At 59.2% G+C, this 18,916-nt stretch carries 20 protein-coding genes and 5 pseudogenes; 16 read left to right on the top strand and 9 right to left on the bottom strand.

Translation table 11 applies throughout. The annotated features are described in order from the left end of the window. Window positions 1-41 precede the first annotated feature (41 nt). The 15 genes and pseudogenes from ACFOJ9_RS03075 (at window position 42) to ACFOJ9_RS03010 (ending at window position 10,094) form a co-directional block, all read left to right on the top strand. Window positions 42-356, top strand: coding sequence for a sigma 54-interacting transcriptional regulator (locus ACFOJ9_RS03075; RefSeq protein ID WP_245331285.1), 315 nt, complete (start codon window positions 42-44; stop codon window positions 354-356). Further along, window positions 298-795 (top strand): helix-turn-helix domain-containing protein, encoded by a 498-nt coding sequence (locus tag ACFOJ9_RS03070; RefSeq protein WP_378924796.1) that lies wholly within the window; start codon window positions 298-300, stop codon window positions 793-795. The genes ACFOJ9_RS03075 and ACFOJ9_RS03070 overlap by 59 nt, the downstream gene beginning before the upstream one ends. A gap of 154 nt (window positions 796-949) precedes the next feature. After that, window positions 950-1,478: pseudogene (locus ACFOJ9_RS03065) on the top strand (arsenate reductase (azurin) small subunit). Window positions 1,479-1,492: 14 nt separating this feature from the next. Continuing rightward, window positions 1,493-3,348, top strand: a pseudogene (locus ACFOJ9_RS03060) (arsenate reductase (azurin) large subunit); the annotation flags it as partial. A 27-nt stretch (window positions 3,349-3,375) separates the two neighbouring features. Further along, entirely contained in the window at window positions 3,376-3,807 is a 432-nt protein-coding gene (locus ACFOJ9_RS03055; RefSeq protein WP_378987547.1) for a molybdopterin dinucleotide binding domain-containing protein, read from the top strand. A 97-nt stretch (window positions 3,808-3,904) separates the two neighbouring features. Beyond that, window positions 3,905-4,255: a c-type cytochrome gene (locus ACFOJ9_RS03050; protein WP_167392321.1), complete on the top strand. Its 351-nt coding sequence runs from the start codon at window positions 3,905-3,907 to the stop codon at window positions 4,253-4,255. A 16-nt stretch (window positions 4,256-4,271) separates the two neighbouring features. After that, window positions 4,272-5,300: pseudogene (locus ACFOJ9_RS03045) on the top strand (molybdopterin molybdotransferase MoeA); the annotation flags it as partial. A gap of 114 nt (window positions 5,301-5,414) precedes the next feature. Next, window positions 5,415-5,582, top strand: a complete 168-nt coding sequence (locus ACFOJ9_RS38820) for a hypothetical protein (protein WP_446685992.1) — start codon at window positions 5,415-5,417, stop codon at window positions 5,580-5,582. 115 nt (window positions 5,583-5,697) lie between these two features. Further along, a pseudogene (locus ACFOJ9_RS03040) lies at window positions 5,698-5,874 on the top strand (IS110 family transposase); the annotation flags it as partial. A gap of 460 nt (window positions 5,875-6,334) precedes the next feature. Continuing rightward, a complete protein-coding gene (locus tag ACFOJ9_RS03035) occupies window positions 6,335-6,580 on the top strand; it encodes an antitoxin VbhA family protein (RefSeq protein ID WP_378976937.1) in 246 nt (81 codons plus the stop codon). After that, window positions 6,573-7,214 carry a Fic/DOC family protein gene (locus ACFOJ9_RS03030; RefSeq protein WP_378924461.1) on the top strand — a complete coding sequence of 214 codons (642 nt, stop codon included), beginning with the start codon at window positions 6,573-6,575 and terminating at the stop codon, window positions 7,212-7,214. The genes ACFOJ9_RS03035 and ACFOJ9_RS03030 overlap by 8 nt, the downstream gene beginning before the upstream one ends. A gap of 632 nt (window positions 7,215-7,846) precedes the next feature. Further along, complete coding sequence (locus tag ACFOJ9_RS03025) at window positions 7,847-8,407, top strand: YagU family protein (protein WP_378924459.1); 561 nt, start codon at window positions 7,847-7,849, stop codon at window positions 8,405-8,407. Between the two features lie 199 nt (window positions 8,408-8,606). Beyond that, on the top strand, window positions 8,607-9,251 hold the full coding sequence (locus ACFOJ9_RS03020) for a TetR family transcriptional regulator (RefSeq protein WP_095090318.1): 645 nt from the start codon (window positions 8,607-8,609) through the stop codon (window positions 9,249-9,251). 214 nt (window positions 9,252-9,465) lie between these two features. After that, a complete protein-coding gene (locus tag ACFOJ9_RS03015; protein ID WP_378924455.1) occupies window positions 9,466-9,858 on the top strand; it encodes a hypothetical protein in 393 nt (130 codons plus the stop codon). 14 nt (window positions 9,859-9,872) lie between these two features. Then, window positions 9,873-10,094, top strand: coding sequence for a hypothetical protein (locus tag ACFOJ9_RS03010; RefSeq protein ID WP_378924453.1), 222 nt, complete (start codon window positions 9,873-9,875; stop codon window positions 10,092-10,094). Window positions 10,095-10,322: 228 nt separating this feature from the next. On the opposite strand, the gene ACFOJ9_RS03005 is transcribed toward ACFOJ9_RS03010, so the two are convergent. Beyond that, window positions 10,323-10,481, bottom strand: a complete 159-nt coding sequence (locus ACFOJ9_RS03005) for a hypothetical protein (protein ID WP_167392296.1) — start codon at window positions 10,479-10,481, stop codon at window positions 10,323-10,325. 61 nt (window positions 10,482-10,542) lie between these two features. Continuing rightward, window positions 10,543-10,776 carry a hypothetical protein gene (locus tag ACFOJ9_RS03000; RefSeq protein WP_167392297.1) on the bottom strand — a complete coding sequence of 78 codons (234 nt, stop codon included), beginning with the start codon at window positions 10,774-10,776 and terminating at the stop codon, window positions 10,543-10,545. Between the two features lie 313 nt (window positions 10,777-11,089). Here ACFOJ9_RS03000 and ACFOJ9_RS02995 point away from each other — a divergent pair, with 313 nt between their 5' ends. After that, window positions 11,090-11,986, top strand: a complete 897-nt coding sequence (locus tag ACFOJ9_RS02995) for a diacylglycerol/lipid kinase family protein (protein WP_378976935.1) — start codon at window positions 11,090-11,092, stop codon at window positions 11,984-11,986. 213 nt (window positions 11,987-12,199) lie between these two features. On the opposite strand, the gene ACFOJ9_RS02990 is transcribed toward ACFOJ9_RS02995, so the two are convergent. The 7 genes and pseudogenes from ACFOJ9_RS02990 to ACFOJ9_RS02960 all read right to left on the bottom strand — a co-directional run bounded on the left by ACFOJ9_RS02990 (window position 12,200) and on the right by ACFOJ9_RS02960 (window position 18,881). Then, entirely contained in the window at window positions 12,200-12,559 is a 360-nt protein-coding gene (locus ACFOJ9_RS02990) for a transposase (protein ID WP_280952841.1), read from the bottom strand. 210 nt (window positions 12,560-12,769) lie between these two features. Further along, a complete protein-coding gene (locus ACFOJ9_RS02985; RefSeq protein ID WP_378976933.1) occupies window positions 12,770-14,077 on the bottom strand; it encodes an IS66 family transposase in 1,308 nt (435 codons plus the stop codon). A gap of 20 nt (window positions 14,078-14,097) precedes the next feature. After that, window positions 14,098-14,400 carry an FtsB family cell division protein gene (locus ACFOJ9_RS02980; RefSeq protein WP_378976931.1) on the bottom strand — a complete coding sequence of 101 codons (303 nt, stop codon included), beginning with the start codon at window positions 14,398-14,400 and terminating at the stop codon, window positions 14,098-14,100. A gap of 201 nt (window positions 14,401-14,601) precedes the next feature. Next, complete coding sequence (locus ACFOJ9_RS02975) at window positions 14,602-15,936, bottom strand: type II toxin-antitoxin system HipA family toxin (protein WP_378924448.1); 1,335 nt, start codon at window positions 15,934-15,936, stop codon at window positions 14,602-14,604. Next, window positions 15,933-16,217 carry a helix-turn-helix domain-containing protein gene (locus ACFOJ9_RS02970; protein ID WP_378976929.1) on the bottom strand — a complete coding sequence of 95 codons (285 nt, stop codon included), beginning with the start codon at window positions 16,215-16,217 and terminating at the stop codon, window positions 15,933-15,935. The genes ACFOJ9_RS02975 and ACFOJ9_RS02970 overlap by 4 nt, the downstream gene beginning before the upstream one ends. A 692-nt stretch (window positions 16,218-16,909) precedes the next feature. After that, window positions 16,910-17,491: pseudogene (locus tag ACFOJ9_RS02965) on the bottom strand (transposase); the annotation flags it as partial. A gap of 443 nt (window positions 17,492-17,934) precedes the next feature. Continuing rightward, a protein-coding gene (locus ACFOJ9_RS02960) for an IS630 family transposase (RefSeq protein WP_417568608.1) occupies window positions 17,935-18,881 on the bottom strand; the annotation gives its coding sequence in 2 pieces (ribosomal slippage) (window positions 17,935-18,537 and window positions 18,540-18,881; 945 coding nt in all). Window positions 18,882-18,916: the final 35 nt, after the last annotated feature.

Genomic DNA, 18,916 nt, shown 5'->3' with positions numbered 1-18,916 from the left:
TCCTCTGGGTGTGAACGGTCGTTAAAAACTGCGGTTATTCGGTGCCGAGGATTGGGAGTAAGATTTTCGGGCATGAGAAAGGGGCGTTCACCGGCGCCCAGCAACGGCACCTCGGCTATGCCGAGCGAGCTGGAGCAGGCACGTTATTCCTGGATGAAATCGGCGACATGCCGATGCCCGCTCCAAGCCAAACTTCTACGGTGATCGAGGACGGAAGCTTCAACCGAGTCGGTGGCGAGACCCCCTGCAAGTTTCGTGCACGGGTCGTCTCGGCCACGCATCGCGACCTTGGTCAGCGTGGCGGACCATCGGGCTTCCGCGAGGACCTCGATTTCGGCTTGCCGTGTTGCCGGTGACAGTCCCGCCCCTGCGCGCGAGCGCCATGAGGACATCACCTGGCTGCTCGACCGATTTCTGGAAAATGCGGTGAGCCGGTCTGACGTGCGCATCCGCGGATTCAGCGCGTTGGCGCAGGAAGCAGCTCTTGCCCATCGCTGGCCCGGAAATGTGCGGGAACTGCGGAACAGGGTCGAACGGGCCGTCGCCTTGTCAACCAGCGAATGGATCATGCCGGGCGACCTGTTCCCGGAACGTGCGGCAAAATCAGAAAATACGACCTTCGCTCCGCTGGCCGATGTTCGTGACGCGGCAGAACGACGTCAGATCGCGCGGGCGTTGGACGAAACCGGCGGCCAAATCGCGAAGGCAGCCGCACTGCTTGCAGTCTCCCGGACTACTCTTTGGGAGAAGATGACGCGGCTCGGCCCCGCCGATCGGGCGCGTTCGACTTCCTGAACCTTCGGCAGCGCAGCATGTTCGGATTTCCGGACGTGAAGCAGGAGTTTCCCGTGTTTTCTCCACGCTCTTTCGATGAAAACCAACATTTTCTGCGGTTGGCACAAGCGTTGCAGAGCTCTTGGCGAAGAAGTTCGCCCAAAGGGAGGTTTGCATGGATCGTTGCAACAAGCTGGTCGACGTCGGCCGGCGTCCGTTTCTAAGGGGCGGGGCATTCGCTGCTGCCCGGATGGCCACGGCCGTTGCACTGCCTGTGCAAGTCCAGACCAAGGCTGCCCCTGGCCTGGCTCTTGTCGAATACCCCTCCAACAAGCTGGCCAACATTGCCGACTTGAAGCCGAACGAGCCGTTCGACGTCGGCTGCCACGATGAAAATGCGCCCGGCGTGTTGCTGAAACTTGGCACCAAGGTCGACGGCGGCGCCGGCCCGGATGGCGACATTGTCGGGTTCTCGACGACCTGTCCCCATAGGGGCTTTCCGCTGAACTACAACGCGGACGATCATTCCTTCAATTGTCCCGGCCACTATTCGCGCTTCGACGCCGATGCCGGCGGCAAGCAGATCTGGGGCCAGTCGACGGCCCAATCTTCCCCAGTACGCACTTCGCATCGATGCCAAGGGCGACATCTACGCCGAGGGTGTGGACGAGCTGCTGTATGGCCGCCTAAGCAACGTACTTTAAGGGAGGATCGGATCATGGCTTACAAACGTCACGTCGCCCGTCTGCCGATCATTCCGGCCGACGCCAAGAAACAAAACGTCACCTGCCATTACTGCATCGTCGGTTGCGGCTACCATGCCTACACTTGGCCGGCGAACAAGCAGGGCGGCACAGCTGCCGCTTCGAACGCTTTCGGGGTCGACCTTCCCAGCAGCAACCTGCCGAGACCGACGCCTGGTATGCAGCCTCGATGTACAACATCGTCAAGCAGGACGGGCAGGACGTGCATATCGTCCTCAAGCCCGATTCCGAGTGCGTGGTGAACTCTGGTCTTGGTTCGGTGCGCGGCGCACGCATGGGCGAACTGCGCTACTCAACCGCCCGTGGCTCGCAGCAGCAGCGGCTGACCAGCCCGATGGTCTGGCGTTACGGGCAGATGCAGCCAACATCGTGGGACGACGCCCTGGACCTCGTGGCAAGGGTCACGGCGGCCGTCATCAAGGATCAAGGTGAGGACGGTCTGTTCATTTCCGTGCTCGATCATGGCGGCTCGGCCGGCGGCTACGAAAATACCTGGGGCACCGGCAAGCTCTATTTTGGTGCGATGAAAATCAAGAACATCCGCAGTTACAACCGGCCGGCCTACAACTCCGAAGTCCATGCCACCCGCGATATGGGTGTCGGCGAGCTCAACAATTGCTACGAGGATGCCGAACTGGCCGATACCATCGTGTCGGTCGGCAACAATCCGCTCGAAACCCAGACCAACTATTTCTTGAACCACTGGATTCCGAACCTGCGCGGAGCTTCCATGGACAAGAAGAAAGCACAGCTGCCGGGTGAATCCCACGCCAGCGGGCGGATCATTTTCGTCGATCCGCGGCGGACCGTGTCGATCAACGCCGCCGAAGCCGAGGCCGGCAAGGACAACGTCATGCACCTTGCCATCAATTCCGGCACGGACATGGTGCTCTTCAACGCCTGGCTCACCGAGATCGCCAGCAAAGGCTGGGTCGACAAAGCCTTCATTGACGCCTCCGCGAAAGATTTCGACAAGGCGGCTGCCGCCAACAAGACGTCGCTTGAGGACGCGGCGAAGATCACCGGGCTGACGGTCGACCAGATCAGGCAGTCGGCGGCCTGGATCGCCGAACCCAAGGACGGCAAGCGCCGGCGGACGATGATCGCATACGAGAAGGGCCTCATCTGGGGCAACGAGAATTACCGGACCAACGCGGCGCTGGTGAACGTGGCGCTAGCAACCGGCAATGTCGGTCGCGAGGGTGGGGGATGCGTGCGCATGGGCGGCCACCAGGAAGGCTACGTGCGGCCGTCCGACGCCCATGTCGGCCGCCCGGCCGCCTACGTCGACAAGCTGCTGATCGAAGGCAAGGGCGGGGTCCACCACATCTGGGCCTGCGATCACTACAAGACCACGCTGAACAGCCACCAGTTCAACATGGTCTTCAAGAAACGCACCGACATCGTGAAGGACGCCATGAATGCCGTGCCTTATGGCGACCGCGATGCGATGGTGAAGGCAATCACCGACGCGATCAGGGCCGGTGGGCTATTCTCCGTCGACATCGACATCATCCCATCGAAGATCGGTGCTGCCAGCCACGTCTGGTTGCCGGCGGCCGAATCCGGCGAGATGAACCTCACCTCGATGAACGGCGAGCGTCGGATGCGGCTGGTCGAACGTTACATGGACCCACCCGGCTCCGCCAAACCGGCTTGCCTGATCGCCGCAGGCCTTGCCCAGCATATGGAGAAAGTCATCCACGAGGGCGGCGACGCCAAATATGCCGACCAGTTCAAGGGCTTCGACTGGAAGACCGAGGAAGACGCGTCCATGGACGGCTACCACCAGAACGCCAAGGGTGGCGAGAACGTCACCTATGAACGATTGAGGGCCATGGGCAACAATGGCTTCCAGGAACCGTCGACCGCGTTCATCAACAACGGCCGCGCCAACCTGGTCTGGCAAAATGCCTTTCTCGACCAGGACAGCGAGTTCGTCACGGATCGGTGGCCGTATCCGTTCATCCAGATCAGCCCCGACGACATGAAGGAGCTTGGGCTAAACAACGGCGCTCTTGTCGAGTTCAACAATGAAAGTGGCTCGACACAGGCGATGGCCTATCCAACGCCAACCGCCAAGAAAGCCGAGACTTTCATGCTGTTCGAGTTCCCGACAGGCGTAGTCGGCAATGTCATCAACGCCGGCACCAACGAACTGATCCTGCCCAACTACAAACAGACCTGGGCCAACATCCGCAAGATCTCGGATGCCCCCGAAAGCGTGAAGCACCTGTCCTTCAAATCCACGGAGTATCAGGCGAGCTAAGTTCGACGCTGCCGCGAGCCGACGCCCGCGGCAGCAACCGTGCCTTCAATCCAAAATGGAGAGTTCCTGCGTGAAACACCTGCTCGTCGGCGCCACTATGATTTTGGCGTTACTGCCGCCGGTCGCCCTGGCCCAGGATATAGAGGCCGGCAAGATGGTCTTCAAAAAATGTGCCGCCTGTCACAACGCTGATACCGATGCGAATAAAGTCGGACCAACCCTGAAAGGCGTGGGTGGGCGAGTAGCCGGGACCGTACCCGGCTATTCCTATTCGAAAGCCATGAAAGATGCGGGCGCGGCCGGTCTTGTCTGGGACGAGCCTAACCTCACGGAATATCTCGCCAATCCCAAGGCGAAAGTGCCGACGAACAAAATGGGGTTTCCTGGCCTCAAGAATCCCGACGACATCAAGAACGTCATCGCTTATCTCAAAAGCCTGTCTGGCTAGACGCCCTTTGGCGGGAGTGGTGCGTGAGCAAACGCAAGGAGGAGCGATCGTGTTTCATGCCGCGAACCGCGTTTTGCCAGCCGACTGCTCCGCAGCGCAGAGCGGCAAAACCATTGCTTTTGAAGCCGCGGTGGCCAAGGCCGTGGCGCTCGCTCACACTGTCCGCTACCGGGAACATCTCTCGCTGGCCGCGTCATTGGGGCGGGTCTGCGCGGTAGCCATTCATTCCCCGATAGCGCTCCCGCCCTTCGATAATTCCGCAATGGACGGGTTTGCGGTGCGAACGTCGGATTTCAACGGGGACGGCCCCTGGACATTTCGGGTGGCAGGCCGGGTAGCAGCTGGCGATGTGCGGGCGCATGACCACCTGGATCCGCGAACGGCGCTTCGTATCTTCACGGGCGCACCCGTGCCGGCGGGGTTCGATGCCGTGGTCATGCAAGAGCAATGCGAACGCTCCAGTGACATGGTGACCGTATTCGAGCGACCGCGACGCGGCCGACATGTCCGCCTCGCCGGCGAGGACGTCGGTGCGGGATCTGAGCTCGTTACGCGGGGCAAGGCTCTGTCTGCCAGGGACTTGACCTTGCTGGCTGCCGTGGGGATCGCTGACGTCGAGGTGCTTCGAAGGATCCGCATTGGGCTTCTGTCGACAGGCTCCGAACTAAAGGAACCGGGCGAGCCCCTCGCGCACGGCCAAATCTATAATTCCAACAGGGTTATGTTGCGCTCGCTGCTGGCGGCATGCCCTTGGGCAGAAGTGGTCGACTTTGGCATTGTGCCGGACAATCCGGACCTCCTCGCCGATGCGGTCGAGCGGGCGGTCGCCTCCTGTGACGCACTGGTGACGACTGGCGGCGTCTCGGCCGGCGAAGAAGATCATATGATTGCCGCCGCGCTGCAGCACGGTGCCCGCCTCGATGTCCTTAAGGTGGCGATGCGACCAGGCAAGCCGTTGAAGGTTGGGACAATCCAGAGCAAGCTCTTTGCCGGACTACCGGGAAATCCCAATGCGGCGCTGGTCGCTTTCCGGCAAATCATTCTGCCGGCGTTACGCAGATTGGCTGGCCTCACCGAAGTCCAACCGCACTGGTTTTCCGCGGTGGCCGGTTTCACCTGCAAGAAGCGTCAGGGCCGGACCGAGTTTGCGCCTGTCCGCATTTCCGGTCGCTCCGAAACCGGTGAACCTATGCTTGAGCTGATCGAACGTGGATCCTCAGCCAACTTGATGGCAATTGCTTTGGCCGATGGCATTGCCCTCTTTCCGGCTGAAGTCGCCGAAATCACCGACAGCATGCCGCTGCGCTACGAGCCTTTCTCGAACTAGATGCCGTAATGGGCCGGCCTTCGCGAGCATAGCCAGGTTGGGTGGCTGTCCCTCAGAATGATGGTGTTGAAACGGAGTCCGGGCGATCGGCTCCAACATCATGAGAGGAACAGCCATGGAACATTATGCGGGAATCGATGTCTCTCTGGACGAGAGCAGCGTGTGCATTGTTGACGCGACCGGAACGATCATGCGCGAGGTCAAGATCGCCAGCGAGCCGGAGGCGCTGGTCCGCTATTTCGACGAACTGGAATTGTCTGTTAGTCGCATTGGGCTCGAGGCCGGGCCATTACGGCATCTAGGAAGGAATTCGAGGCACTTTTCGAGAGATCGGTCGTCGTGGGTCAAGGTGCTGGAGGAACTCGTCTGGTGGGTGGATCGCCTGAAGGAGGAGGAAGGATCCAGGCGCGTATGGCGGCTTCCAATGGGATTTCGACGGTGTGCGAAAGTTCGGCGATCAGCGCCATCACGCACGTCGGAAGGCGGGGCGGCCATGCTGGCGCCGCGGCGGCAAGGCGAGGAACGCCAGACGAGCCGACGCTATCCGAATCCCTATGCGAATCTTCCCAGGATCGTAGCGTTGCCGCCAAAGCGGCACCCGGCCATGGCGCTGGCGGCCGAGTGACCGGCGGTTTGGGCGGGCTATTCCGACATCATACCCAAGGCCCGATTTGAAGGAAGCTCCATTTGTTTCCTGCGGCTGAATCGCTTATGTTAAGGGCATGTAGGCACGAAACAGGAAATAACGGTTCATGGGAAAGATTGCCGTCAAAAATCGGTCGATGGACGATAGTCGCCTCAGCGAATCTCTGAACCCAGGGAGCTTCGGCAAGCATAGTCGTCATGAAGACATGAGGCAGATCGCGGCGATATCAGAGTTTGAGGGGTTAACCCCGTCTCCGGCGTTCAAGGCGCTTCGGGAGCGCTACATTTCTGGCGAGATTTCGATCAAGGAGTTCCGGAAGGAGATCGATTCCCGCTGGAAACGGAATGGCTGACCCATATCTCGTTCCAGGCTCTGAAGGGCTCCTTCGAAACGAGATCGGCCTGACAACGATCGAGGAACTTTGGGAAGCCGAGTACCATTATGCCGAAGTGGGGGCAGCGGAGCTGTTCGCTTCGCAGCGAAACATCCGAATCTCCATGCGTGGATGGCGAACCGTCCACAAGGTTCTCTTCCGGGATGTCTATGACTGGGCCGGCGAGTATCGCACGGTCTTCCTCATCAAGGACAACGAACGGGGCCGATCCCGTTTCTGCGAACCCTCGCGCATCGAGGCCGAAGGGACTCGAGTGCTTGATGGACTCAAGGCTACGCTTCGGCACCTCGATCATGCCCCATTCGAAAAGATCGCCGAGGAATTCGCTGGCGCCTACGTCGACCTCAACCAGGTCCATCCATTCCGTGAAGGCAACGGGCGATCCCAGAAGGTCTTCTTCTCCTTGATCGCGCGCCGTTATGGAATCCAGCTGAACTGGGCTGAGATTTTCCCGGAAGAGCATAACAAGGCCGCCGTCGACGGGTCATTCGGCGAACTTGGCCTGATTTGTCAGCATTTCAGGTCGATCGCCGAACGAAGGTCAGGGAATACGGTCACTCTCTCGTATCCTGTGCGCCAAGAGAACGATTAAGAAACTGATGCCCGGTCAATGTCCAGACCGTTTAGCAAGCAGCAATTACCTGAGACGGAACGAGACTGCCTTCCCCGAATCATGAAGCTGTAGGCAGCTGCATCCAGCCTGTTGACATTAACCAATGTTCCGCCGAATCTCCAGTAGGGAACGATACCTTCCCTATCCAATCACCCAACATCTTGCGGTCCCCTGAGCGAAAGGGATAAGCGGTTGAAAAACGTCGCGCTACCAATCTGGTGAACTAACGTATGCCGCTCTTGACCATTCCGAAATCAGTTCGGTCTCAGAAACACCCATAGGGCAGCGTGCATCGGGAGGCGGTTTCATTGAGCTTATCGAAGAGGTGTAAACCAAAGTATGCCGATTTTAGCATCCGAGAATGCTCACTTTCCCAGCGCACAATAGGAACCGGGACTGCAGCGTTGCTAAATAGTAGCGAAGGCTTCGCGAAAGCCTAACCAATAATTGGTGGCTCAACCCGGCCCGTTCTGAAGGGGACGGGGAGGCATTCCTAGCGAATATCGCCGCAAGCCGACCCCGCGAGTTTCGAGTAGGCACGGGAAAATGAGCCCCGTCAGACCATGATCTCAAGCCGTTACGGATATCAAAGAAATAAAGGAAGTCCCATCATGCTGGAGCGCCAAATTAATCTCGGCATAATAATTTGGACGACAATCATTGGCGGCTTTTTTAGCTCGCTAGTTAAATGGGGCTCTGAGGTCAATATGCCGCCTCGGATGCCGGGCGAGATCTCTCCTCCGGCAGCGCACATTGATGCGTGGCTCGGGTGGCTTGGAGTTAATTCTCATTCTCTGGATTACGTATACCAGGGAGTAAAAATACCAGGGGCAGTCACGCTATATCATTGGTTGTTCAGCTTTATGTTTGCGTTTGTATACGTTTTTGTTTCAGCCTTTTTTCCAAAAATTAGACTCTGGCATGGCGCTCTCTATGGATTGACCATCGCAATTGTCATGCATGGGTTTTTAATTCCCCTACTTGGTTTCAGAAATCCGTCCTACGCAAACGGTGCAACGGGATGGCTGTGGAATCTGAATAGATATGAGTTGTGGAGCGAGATCCTCGGGCACATTTACTGGTCGGTTTCGATCGAAGTCTGTCTGATTGCAGTCCTTGCTCACTTCTCCAGGCCGCTTAAGGGAGCGTGGGTCGACGTAAATAGGGCGTAGCTGCTCCCGCGTTGCGGTCTTAATGCTGCCCTGAGCGAGTAAGCCGTGAAGGGCTTAGCCTTCAGACCGAACTTTGTTCGTCCATACGGGTAGTCACATCACAGCGGGAAAACCCGGTGTTTCATATACATTCATGAATGTATATATGATGAAAGAGCTAGGGATGTATGTAAGAAAGGTACCTCGAAGGAAATGATTTATGAGACGCACTAAGGCCGAGGCCGAGCGGACACGTGAGGCCGTGTTGGCTGCAGCAATCGATGTTTTCCTCGATCGCGGCGTAACCCGTGCTACCCTTGAACAGATCGCTAGTGCGGCAGGGGTAACACGTGGCGCCATCTACTGGCATTTCCACAACAAGCAAGAGATATTCACGGCACTTGAGCGGCGGGCCAACGTGCCAAACGAGGAACTCGGTGAACGGCTCAAGGCCCGCCTCGCCGCCTACCCCGATCTTGATCCGCTGGCCGAATTGGCAGGCGCAATTGGCGACGGACTGCGGTCATTCGAAATCCACCTCGAACGCCCCCGCATTCTAACGATACTATGGCTCCGGTGCGAATATGCCGACGACATGCAGCCGGTTATTGCGCGCCAGCGAGATGCAGACATGGCGCTGCAGAGAATTTTTGAATCCGTCATCGGACAGGCCGCCGCGCGTGGCCTGCTTGCGCCCGCCTTGTCGCCGGAATTGGCGGCGCGCGCGCTCCTTCTACTGTGCAATGGATCGATTCTCGATTGGCTACGCGCGCCCGAAGAGTCCGACCTGACAGCCAGCACCATGCCGGTCGTGACAGGCTTCCTCGACGCTATCAGCGCATCCAAGCGCCCGCGGAGGCCCTGATGGCCTTCGGAAATGCGCCTGACGAGCAGGTCATACGGTTCCCACAACATGGGCCAGCGCCGCCACTGGCGGCTGTGCCCGCAATGCGTTTCGCACCCAGAAAGCGGCCTCGGTGATGCGACGCGTACTAACGAACAGGGAATCCGCCCGAACGATAGGACTTCTATGCAACGGAATGGCGGCCCTTCTTGTCCGGTCCACGCGGGTTCTGCTCATGTCGGCGATATTATGCGCGCTGATCGGCTGCGCGACCCGAGGGGAATATGCCTTTCATCCTCTGGCCCTTGCCGCCAGCGATGCCAGCCAAGTGGATATGCTGGTCGCGACGACGCGCAAGCAGTCTGAAAATCTCGGCCAGCTCTATACTGGCGGCCGCGGAGCCGCGATATCGCTCAACAGGATAGTCGTCTCCATTCCTCCGGATCGGAACCCCACGATTGGAAAGGTCCAGTGGCCTTTGTTCATCAAACCCGATCCGGAAAAGGATTTTGCTGTACGCGGTAAGCTGAGAAGCAGGTCTGCTGGGGAGGAGTTCAGCCCATCGAGCAGCCCGACGTTTCGTCTGCTCGACTCGACAATGGACGGGAAGGCGGCAATATTCCTGTAGGTGGGAGAGGATGTATGCGAGATTTGCCACGCGACATAGATGCCGACGTTGTGATTGAAATCAGTCGTCTTCTCGATGACGCCGCGCACACCGTGGCTGTAGCGATCCACGGTCTTGTCAAACATATCCGGGACGCAACACAAACGCGACTTTCCGATCAGGCGATCGAAGAATTGATTGTTGAAATGGCCTCGACGCGTGGTTTGTCCATGATCTTCGAGAAGCCGGCGGCCTGAGCCTCGCTTCCAGGGTTCAACATCGACCCATTGCAGACGCCTTAGTCGCCGACGCGCATCAAGATTAGCGTGGGGTTCGGCCATTGGCGGCATCGAATTTACCGAAGACGGGGGTGTGAAAATCAAGGGATTCGTGACCTTCACGTGGATGCTTTGCAGTTAAATTGATAATCGGAGCTACCACATTCTCGCAATTAGCTGCCAAACCTAACCGAAACGATCGCCTTCTCACGATTTGCTGCCAAGCGACAGGCGAGGGTCGAATTCGTGAATGATGGCGACCTCGGCGTCGTCGATCTCGTCGCCCGGTAGGACGCGTAATCGCGGGCCGATTGACAGGGTGTCGCAGGAAGTGGTCGGATTCGGGGTGGTCTGACTGCCGTCCATGACGCATTCTGGCCGGCCATTACGGTGTCAGCGCCGCCCTGAAGAAGCGCTTCACTCCCCATTAATCGCGCTGCTCCGCGAGCCAGAATTCGACCGTATCGTCGACGCTGTTGATGGCGGATCGGCTGCCGCGATCCTGAAAGATCTGTGTAGCTTCGGCCTCGCCCAAAACCCAACTGCGAACCTTCGGTACACGGGGCCTGCTTACAGGAGCGACGACGTAATAACCATCCGGTGTTGGCACAAAGGCTTTGATGGCAACGACGACCCTTCCTGAAGCGAGAGCATCGGCCACCGAAACATCCCGCACGACTGCCAGACCTTGGCTCGGCGTCGCTGCCTGTATCAGTAGCGCGTCGTCCGCATACGTAGCCGAGTGTGTCTCTCGACACCGGCCGCCTCGTGACCCGGCCCGATCATAGTTCGACACCCCTTTGGGACGGGAAGGTCCTGCTGGCCCATGACGGAAGTATTCTGGCCAATCCGGGGACAGGAACCTTGCAGGGTGCCGTTGCCAGTCCCTGATCGAGAGGATTCGTGATGCAATATCGAAATTGCATGAGACGAGCAGGCGATACCAGTTTCACTCCTTCGCAAGTGGCGCGCACATGACAGTTCTGGTCCTCCTCAATGCAAGCGCCGGCACAATCCAGCGCGCTGACTACGATGTCGAAGCATTCGTCCGAAGCGGGCTTCATGCGCGCGGATTGGAAGCCGAGGTGCGAATGGCGGGCGGGAGCCAGATCGCGGAGATGGCCCACAGCTTCGTCTGGGCGAAATCACCCGGCGACAAACCAAGGACGCTTGTGATCGGCGGCGGCGATGGCACCCTCGGTTGCGCGGCTTCGGCGGTCGCGGGAACGGATGTCGTCCTGGGCGTTCTTCCGCTCGGTACCCTCAATCATTTCGCCAGGGATCTTGGTTTGTCGAATGATCTGGGGGCGGCCATGGATACAATCACCGCGGACCATGTGAAACAGATCGACGTTGCGGAGGTGAACGGCCGGGTCTTCCTCAACAACTCATCCATCGGCATCTATCCGTTTCTTGTCGCCGAACGGACCGCCGAGCAGAAGCGGCTGGGGGTCGGAAAGCTTGCCGCGCTCGGCCCGGCGCTTATCCGCACGCTCAAGGTTTCATCGTGGAAGAGGGTCAGGATTTCTATCGGCAACGAGCGAAGCCAGAAGACGCTTTGTGTGTTCGTTGGCAACAATTTCTACGATCTGCGCGAGCTCGGCCACCGCGGCAGTCTTACGTCCGGTGAGCTGTGCGCCTACGTCGTGAAGGCGCAGTCCTGGCTGGGGCTCGCGCTGCTGCCGTTCAAGGCCGCGCTCGGGCTGATCGACCCAGTCCGCGATGTCGAACTCTTCCGGGTTCAAAGTCTGGAGGTCAAAGCGCGCCGACGACACCTGCGCATTGCGATGGACGGCGAGACCGTCGAGGCAATACCACCGTTGCATTATCGGATACGGCCGCGGTCATTGCGCGTTCTCGCGCCGCCATGAAAAACGCCGCACCTCTTTGACGAATTGAAGCGTGCCGACAGCCGCCCTCCTGTCCTGAAAATCGAGCCTGGAGCCAATTCGGACTTTAATCTGATGGAACATAGCAACCCAAAAATGATGCGGCATCTGGGGTTAGGCTTGCTGGCGACAGCCCTGCTAGTGGCATTGATCACATCGGAGCGGATCCAGACGTGGGCGGGCAGGGGCACCGTCTCACTCGGCGTCGACAAGCTGCAATCTCGTCGCGATGTACTTAGCCCACTTGCGCCAACGCGGACAGATGAACATTGACCCGCCAAGCGCCGTTTTCGGTCGACGTAGGCGCGGGACCGGCACCCCGACAGCGACCACACCCATTTCAATGAAGGCGATTGGTGGGGTCTCGGATCGGTCACCCGATCTCCGTTCCCGGGTTTGCTTCATCCAGATGTGCAAGTGGTTCGCGTTCATGTCGTGACGCCGCGCGACAACCGCCACCGGATCACCGGACTCCTGCACCTCGCGCATGATCGCCAGCTTCTGCTCGACCGTCCAGGAGCGGCGCGTCCGCTGTCGGCCCGCATCCGTCGGCAGCGGCAGAGCCGCCGGCGTGCTCGCTCAATCACAGGAATGTGAACGAGGCGCGCATGTGTATGGCAGAATACTCGGTCGCCGAAGTCCTGCGGCTCAGCGCCGTCGGCATCAGCGGAGGGACTGCGACGAAATGAATGAGCCGGTTACGCCAAAGTTACATGGAAGGAGACACCCTGATTTTGCTCGTAACCGGGGCAGATTTCCGGGCGATCAGGCTGGAGCGGCTTGGCTGACGAGATCGGGAAGCGGCAGAACGGCGGTTTGTGTGGGGATACCAAGGCGGTCGCCGAGGTAGGCGAAGAAGGAGACGCCGAGCTTGGTGCAGGTCTTCATCAGGCCGAGCAGGACATCGCGGGCATCTCTGCCTGCGTCACTGACGGTCCCGCCGGAGATCTTGCGTTTTATAACCACGGCGCGAATGTCGTTTTCCGAACCGTTGGTGTGGAGTGGGATCTCGGGGCGATCGAGAACGCGCAGGAGTTCATGCTTGCGGCGGTGAAGCCGGGTGAGCAGCCTGTCGAGCATGACGTAGCCGGTTCGTCGTTTGAACAGGCGGTCGAAGCGGGCACGCAAGGCCGCCGCGCGGCGCGGACAAGGTGACCGCTGATAGCTCTTCAGGTCGTGATAGAACCACCAGATCAACTGGCGCATGACGTCAACGGCCTGGCGCTGGTCTGGCGTCATCGGCACCAATTTGTGGACGAGCCGTTCGGCGTGGACCCAACACAGAGCATGGTCGGCGATGCGGAACTGGCCGGCGTCATCGGAGACGATAACGGCGTCGGCAAGAAAGCCATGATGGCGGATCGCCCCCCACATCGCCCCCTCAGTGGCAATCTTGACCGGGTTCGGCTCAACCGCAAGCTGGTCGAGGCCCAGTGCTGCCAGATGCGCCTGCCAGGCGGCGCTGTCGGCAAACACCTTTTGCGGGAAAGCCGCCAGCCGGTCGATCACCGGACCAGCGAGGTTGCGGCCGCGCATATAGGCCAACGCCTCGTCATTGATGACGTAATCGCCGTGCCCAGCGCGCAGCGTTGCCAGGAACGCCCCCCGTGACTTCGATCGCCCGGTGCGGAACGCGGTGAAGCGGTCATCGCCGATCTGAGCGGTGTAGCCGTCCTGGTTGGCGTGGCGCGCCGACGTATCATCGACCGTGATCCAGCGCGCCGTGGCAAGTCCGGTGCGCAACACGTCACGATCCTCTGCAACGAAGACCTCGAGGCCCTCCGAAATCAGCCGCACCACCTGACGCTTCGAGATGTCGACGCCAATGCCCGTCAAGAGTGCGGTTAATCGCTCCGTCGTCACTTGGCCCTGAATATGGCAGGCCAGGATGAAGCGGCGCAGGTTCGCGCCCCAGCCGCCGACAATCCCTGACGGCAGTGGCGCCACGATCGTCTCGCCGCTCGGGGTCACCCAGCGTTCGCGCTGGTAGCGCACCACCTCGGCCGACAACACCAGATCGCGCACCAGGATCGTCTCATACCCCTTGAAGCGGGAGCCCGCAGGGGAGCTCACCGCAACCGTCACCTCGCGGCTCACACGAGCGCTGTCGCGCTTGGCGCCGCGCCGCCGACGCTTGCCCTTGGCCGCTTTCGCCCCCGTCGCCTCTCCATCCCCGACGGTTTGGACGGCTTGATTGGCGGCCGCGGAGGCAGGTCCTTCAGACGCTTAATCTCGTCCTTCAGGCTCTGGTTGTCGGCGCGCAGCGCCTGGTTCTCCATCTGCAGGCTCTCGACCTGTCCGTGAAGACCCCGCACTTCGCCGAGCAGCGTCCCAACCAGCCCGCGGAGTTCCGCCAGCGACAGGCCTTCAAGCGAATCATTCGGCGGCAGAGTCACGCAAAGGGTGAATCACAAACCCGCCCCCCTGCAAACCCCACCTCCGCCCGGAAATCTGCCCCGGTTACATTTTGCTCCATGTAACTGATTGAAAAATATGGTGGGGCGATACCAAGGTTCGAACTTGTGACCCCTACAATGTCAAACACTCAAGACGGGCCTTCAGGACATCAACGGCGGCGGCCACGGGGAGTGTACCCATCATCGCTTGCGCGTTTTCTTTCGTGTCGACACGGGCTCGGAAACAGCAAGATTGTCACCGGATGTATCGTGATGTTTCGCCTGTTCAGGTTGAGGCCTCCGTCCATTCAGGATCAGATCAAGTTCATTCTTTCGTGCTCTGGATAGACCTGCTTCGTCCGCGAACAGTGGCCAGCGATCGACCGCAGATCGGATGCGTTCAATCACGTTCAAAGCTTCCTGCTCGGAAATGGAAGCGCCATTAGCAACGGCAAGCAAATGCTGCCGCCCTGGATTCAATCCCTCCCCTGCAATCGATGCGCTATGCTGTCCTCCCGGGCCTGCCGAGAAGGTCAGATCGTACGCCGGAGAGAGTTTCCACCGCCCATCCGATCCCATCAGGAAAGAATGGTTCTTCGAATGGTCATCTCGGTTCCGTGCATACACATTGAAAACCATGTGACCGAACATGCGGAGGACCTCCGCGCTGTCTCTAGTCATCATGTACGTCAGTTTGTGAAGCGAACCGTAGTCAAGTGATGCCTGTCGATGGTCGGCATAAAGAAGACCGCTCGCAGTATGCATATGTAGTCGTCCATGCGATGTGCGGTCAAATCGCTTGGTCGCGAAAAGACGATTTCCTTTTTTTGTCTGCAGCACCCGCGTATCAGCCATCTCCAACCCGGCGGCACGGGCCATGAGCGCATAAGCTTGCTCCTCGACACCGATATCTATTGGGTCGTCGGAGCTACGCGATTTGACCATCCAGCGTTCGAGACCAAGCTTCAATTGATGGCCGTAATCGATCACAAAGGTATTCTGATCCGGGTTCAAGCCGATCATGATCTTGGGACGCGCGCCTGCGGAGCCGCCCTGAGCTCCCTGCAGTGCGTCAATCTCGGCAGTGTCCATCTCCTTTTGCACAAGCTCAACCTGCTCAACGAACCAGTCCAAGTCGCCTGCACCATGCTTGTCATCGGGAAGTTCAGGAACGAAAGCCAATGCTCCCATTCCGGAAGTTCCCACAGCAGAAAGGCGGTCCAAAGCCGTAAGCGTATGGTAGTCCACCCCCGCTTTTTGAAGGCAGCGATCCAGCAATAGGCGTCCCCATCCATCTGGAAGGCTGTCGTTAAAGAGCCCATGCAGCCCATTGAACGGTTCATGCTGAGCTGGAAGAAGACCTCCCTTCAATCCGAGATGGAACGGTGAAATTAGCAGTGGTGCGGTTATGAATTCGGCTGCGTACTCAAAGTAAGCTCGGCGTTCCTCGGAACTCCAGGCAAGCGTTCCCAGATCTCGTTGGGAACCCTCGAGATCGAGAATCACCTTCACTTTTCTGATTGGCCTGAACTTCATTTCTTGCGGACTCTCATCCTAGCCGGATGCCCGACGACATCTTCAAGTGTCTTTGGAGGTCGTGAAGGAAACAAGCTTTCAAATTCAGCTTCTGCCTCCAAAGCGAATGCGAGCTTTACGACAGCTTCAAAGGATGCCCTGCCGGTCTCTTCAAAAACTCGCAGGGAGCCGTAGGAAACTCCAGCCTTGGAAGCCAGCTCTCGTTGGGTAAAATTGGCATCAATCCGTCGTCGCTTCATCCGTGTTGCGACACCTTCAATGATTTCCTTCGGCGATGTCATTTTAAATGTTATCATGATAGCACTTATATCCATAATCCTAATTTAAGTGCAATAATAATAGCAATTATCAAAGATGTCAAGTTTGCTCGTCCCGATCCCGTCCGGAGGTTTGGAAATACGCGGCTCAGTCGCCGTCCAAACCGAGGAGGGGCTGAGCTATGGCGATGTCCGAAAACGAACCGAAAGGCAGCATTTCCTGCTGTCGCCGGGATGCCGACACTCACCGTCATGGACTTGGCGAAGGTCCGGGAGGAGACGGCGTACAAATGGTTCAAGCGCATGTGCTGGCCGGAGACCGACGGCGAGCGGTACTGTCCGCAATGCGGGACCCCCTGCGCTGCCACTTGATGAGCCACGGCCGTTACAGGTGCTCCGACTCGGCCTCGATACGCGTGAAAATGCCGTCACGATCTGAAAAGCGCGAAGGCCAACCAGACGAGCCTCACGATTTCAGGTCGCCTGCCCTGCGCCGCTGGCGCCAGGGACTCCGAGAGCATCGATCTGGTACACATGCTACTAGCCCGCTTGATGCACGGCGATCGGCTTTCGGCGGCCTGCATGGCGAGCTGGCCGCCCTCGGAGTGCATTTTGACAAGCCTCGTCGGGCGCCGGCGATGATCCGTCGTGATGGAAGGCGGGGGTTTGCGGGTTGAGTTCGGCGGGTTTGTTTCGGGACGTCTGCGCCCCATCGTTTATGTCGCGAGTTGCGGGATGCGGCTGAGGACGATGCGCAGAATACACTGGTCGGGGCAGGATGTCGGCAGGTGCAGACGGATCTGGGTTTTCATCTCGACCACGCGGGCGGCGATCTTGATGAGGCGCAATCGCAGCGTGTCGAATTGGGCGACGGCAAAGCTCGAGCGTTTCGGCATCGCGGCGCGCAGGCCCCACATCAGCCAGTAGGCGCCGGCATGCAGGAACAGCCGGAACTGGTTGGCCGTCGCTCTTGTGCAGGAGGTGCGGTCGGCGGCGAGATGCGTCTTCCACGACTTGATGTGGTTCTCGGCAGCGCCGCGCCGGCAGTAGACATCCTCGTAGAGCGCCTTGGCCTTGCCACTTGCAAGGTTGGTGACGACGAAGCGGGTATCGGCACCTTGGGCGCCGACCTCGACGCGGGCGATGATGCGCTCTACGCGGCTCCAACTGGCGGCGCCGTCAAAAAACTCCTTGAAGCGGCGGACCTTGTTCGTCTTCGATGACACTTCAAAACGCGCCATCGTGCTGCTCTCCAGGTCCGCGACATGCTTGCGCATCTGCCCGTTGGGGTTCCCGAGAGCACGGGGCACCACTTATCGTTCATATCGAGCTGCAGATCGACGCCGGGGACCAGCCGAGCCTCGAAGTTCTTTCCGGAAAGTGAAAGCAATCTGGCAAGGTCGCCGCCTACGCCGGCCTGACCGCTGACAAATAGCGGCTGTTCGACGTGAACGCCATTGCCCGCCTGGGTCACGACAAGAGGGCCATCAGTTTTGATATCAGCATGCCAATGATAGTCGGCGCATTGGTTCGTAGTGCCAATGCTCGGAGCGGTAATTCTGGCACCTCGGCGCAAACACGCACGCCGACAACCCAGCGGCATTCGGTATGATGGTCCAAATGTCCCCCTTCAATGTGAGGAATGCCGACACATCCGATGTGACCATCTCCATGCACTGGAACGGATTGCGGTATCTTCGATTGCGCCGCTCGCACTAGAGCAGTTTCTGGATAATCACGGTTAGGCATCGTAGCCGGCGTGGGCGAACAGGTTTTCGCATTCTTTGGGGTGGAAACGATCGATGGCGACGGCCACGGCGTCCCATAATTCCGGGATGGACCGGGCTGCTGCCTTTCGCAGTAAAGCCTTCAGCTTGGCGAAGGCCATCTCAATGGGGTTAAAGTCCGGGGAGTAGGGCGGAAGATAGCGAAGGGAAGCCCCCGCAGCCTCGATGATTTCGCGGACACCGACCACTTTATGAGCAGGCAGGTTGTCCATCACGACGACATCGTCGGGTTGAAGCGTCGGCACGAGGACGCGGCGCAAGTAGACCAGGAATGCTTCGCCATCCATGGCGCCGTCCAGGAGCCAGGGCGCGACGATCCCGTCGAGGCGCAGGCCGGCCGTGAAGGTCGTGGATTTCCAGTGCCCATGAGGAACAGCCGCCCGGCAACGCTGTCCACGCGCAGAGCGGCCTCGTAGCCGGGCCATCTTGGTATTGAGGCCACTTTCGTCGATGAAGATCAGGCGGCTCGGATCGAGATCGAGTTGGCCTTCGAACCACTCTTCCCGCGCTGCCAAAACATCCGGTCGCTGCTGTTCGGCCGCGTGCGCTGTCTTTTTTTGTACGTGATGCCACGCTTTGCGAAGAACGCATGGACCGTCGTCAGGCTGGCTTTGACCCCGCGCTCTGCCGCAAGGCGATCGACGATCTCGGCAAGCGTGATGTCCCGCTCATCGGTCTCGACCAAGGCGAGAATGAAAGTCTCGTGCGCGTCCAGCTTCGATACCTTCGGCTTGCCCTGCCGCCCAGGTTCCAGATTGCCGCTCGAACGCCAGGCCCGATACCATGCACCAGACGTCGATATCCCGATCGCAAACCGCCGTGCCGCTTCTCGGGTCGACAGGCCTGCCTCTATCGCCTCGATAACACGCGTCCGCAAATCCAGGCTGTAAGCTCGTGCCATGCCGCTGCTCCTTCCGCAAATCACTTCCATCAGGG

The sequence above is a fragment of the Mesorhizobium cantuariense genome, from assembly GCF_042647205.1.
GTDB lineage: Bacteria > Pseudomonadota > Alphaproteobacteria > Rhizobiales > Rhizobiaceae > Mesorhizobium > Mesorhizobium cantuariense.
This window is presented reverse-complemented; position numbering and strand designations above follow the sequence as displayed.

What these genes read in the sequence shown, in the direction of transcription:
- ACFOJ9_RS02975 (WP_378924448.1), bottom strand. Translation starts at nt 15,936, where the DNA reads ATGAAGTTCAGGCCAATCAGAAAAGTGAAGGTGATTCTCGATCTCGAG.
- ACFOJ9_RS03020 (WP_095090318.1), top strand. Translation starts at nt 8,607, where the DNA reads ATGAGACGCACTAAGGCCGAGGCCGAGCGGACACGTGAGGCCGTGTTG.
- ACFOJ9_RS03005 (WP_167392296.1), bottom strand. Translation starts at nt 10,481, where the DNA reads ATGGACGGCAGTCAGACCACCCCGAATCCGACCACTTCCTGCGACACC.
- ACFOJ9_RS03055 (WP_378987547.1), top strand. Translation starts at nt 3,376, where the DNA reads ATGGGCAACAATGGCTTCCAGGAACCGTCGACCGCGTTCATCAACAAC.
- ACFOJ9_RS03035 (WP_378976937.1), top strand. Translation starts at nt 6,335, where the DNA reads ATGGGAAAGATTGCCGTCAAAAATCGGTCGATGGACGATAGTCGCCTC.
- ACFOJ9_RS02995 (WP_378976935.1), top strand. Translation starts at nt 11,090, where the DNA reads ATGACAGTTCTGGTCCTCCTCAATGCAAGCGCCGGCACAATCCAGCGC.
- ACFOJ9_RS03015 (WP_378924455.1), top strand. Translation starts at nt 9,466, where the DNA reads ATGTCGGCGATATTATGCGCGCTGATCGGCTGCGCGACCCGAGGGGAA.
- ACFOJ9_RS03010 (WP_378924453.1), top strand. Translation starts at nt 9,873, where the DNA reads ATGCGAGATTTGCCACGCGACATAGATGCCGACGTTGTGATTGAAATC.
- ACFOJ9_RS02970 (WP_378976929.1), bottom strand. Translation starts at nt 16,217, where the DNA reads ATGACATCGCCGAAGGAAATCATTGAAGGTGTCGCAACACGGATGAAG.
- ACFOJ9_RS03025 (WP_378924459.1), top strand. Translation starts at nt 7,847, where the DNA reads ATGCTGGAGCGCCAAATTAATCTCGGCATAATAATTTGGACGACAATC.
- ACFOJ9_RS03050 (WP_167392321.1), top strand. Translation starts at nt 3,905, where the DNA reads ATGATTTTGGCGTTACTGCCGCCGGTCGCCCTGGCCCAGGATATAGAG.
- ACFOJ9_RS03030 (WP_378924461.1), top strand. Translation starts at nt 6,573, where the DNA reads ATGGCTGACCCATATCTCGTTCCAGGCTCTGAAGGGCTCCTTCGAAAC.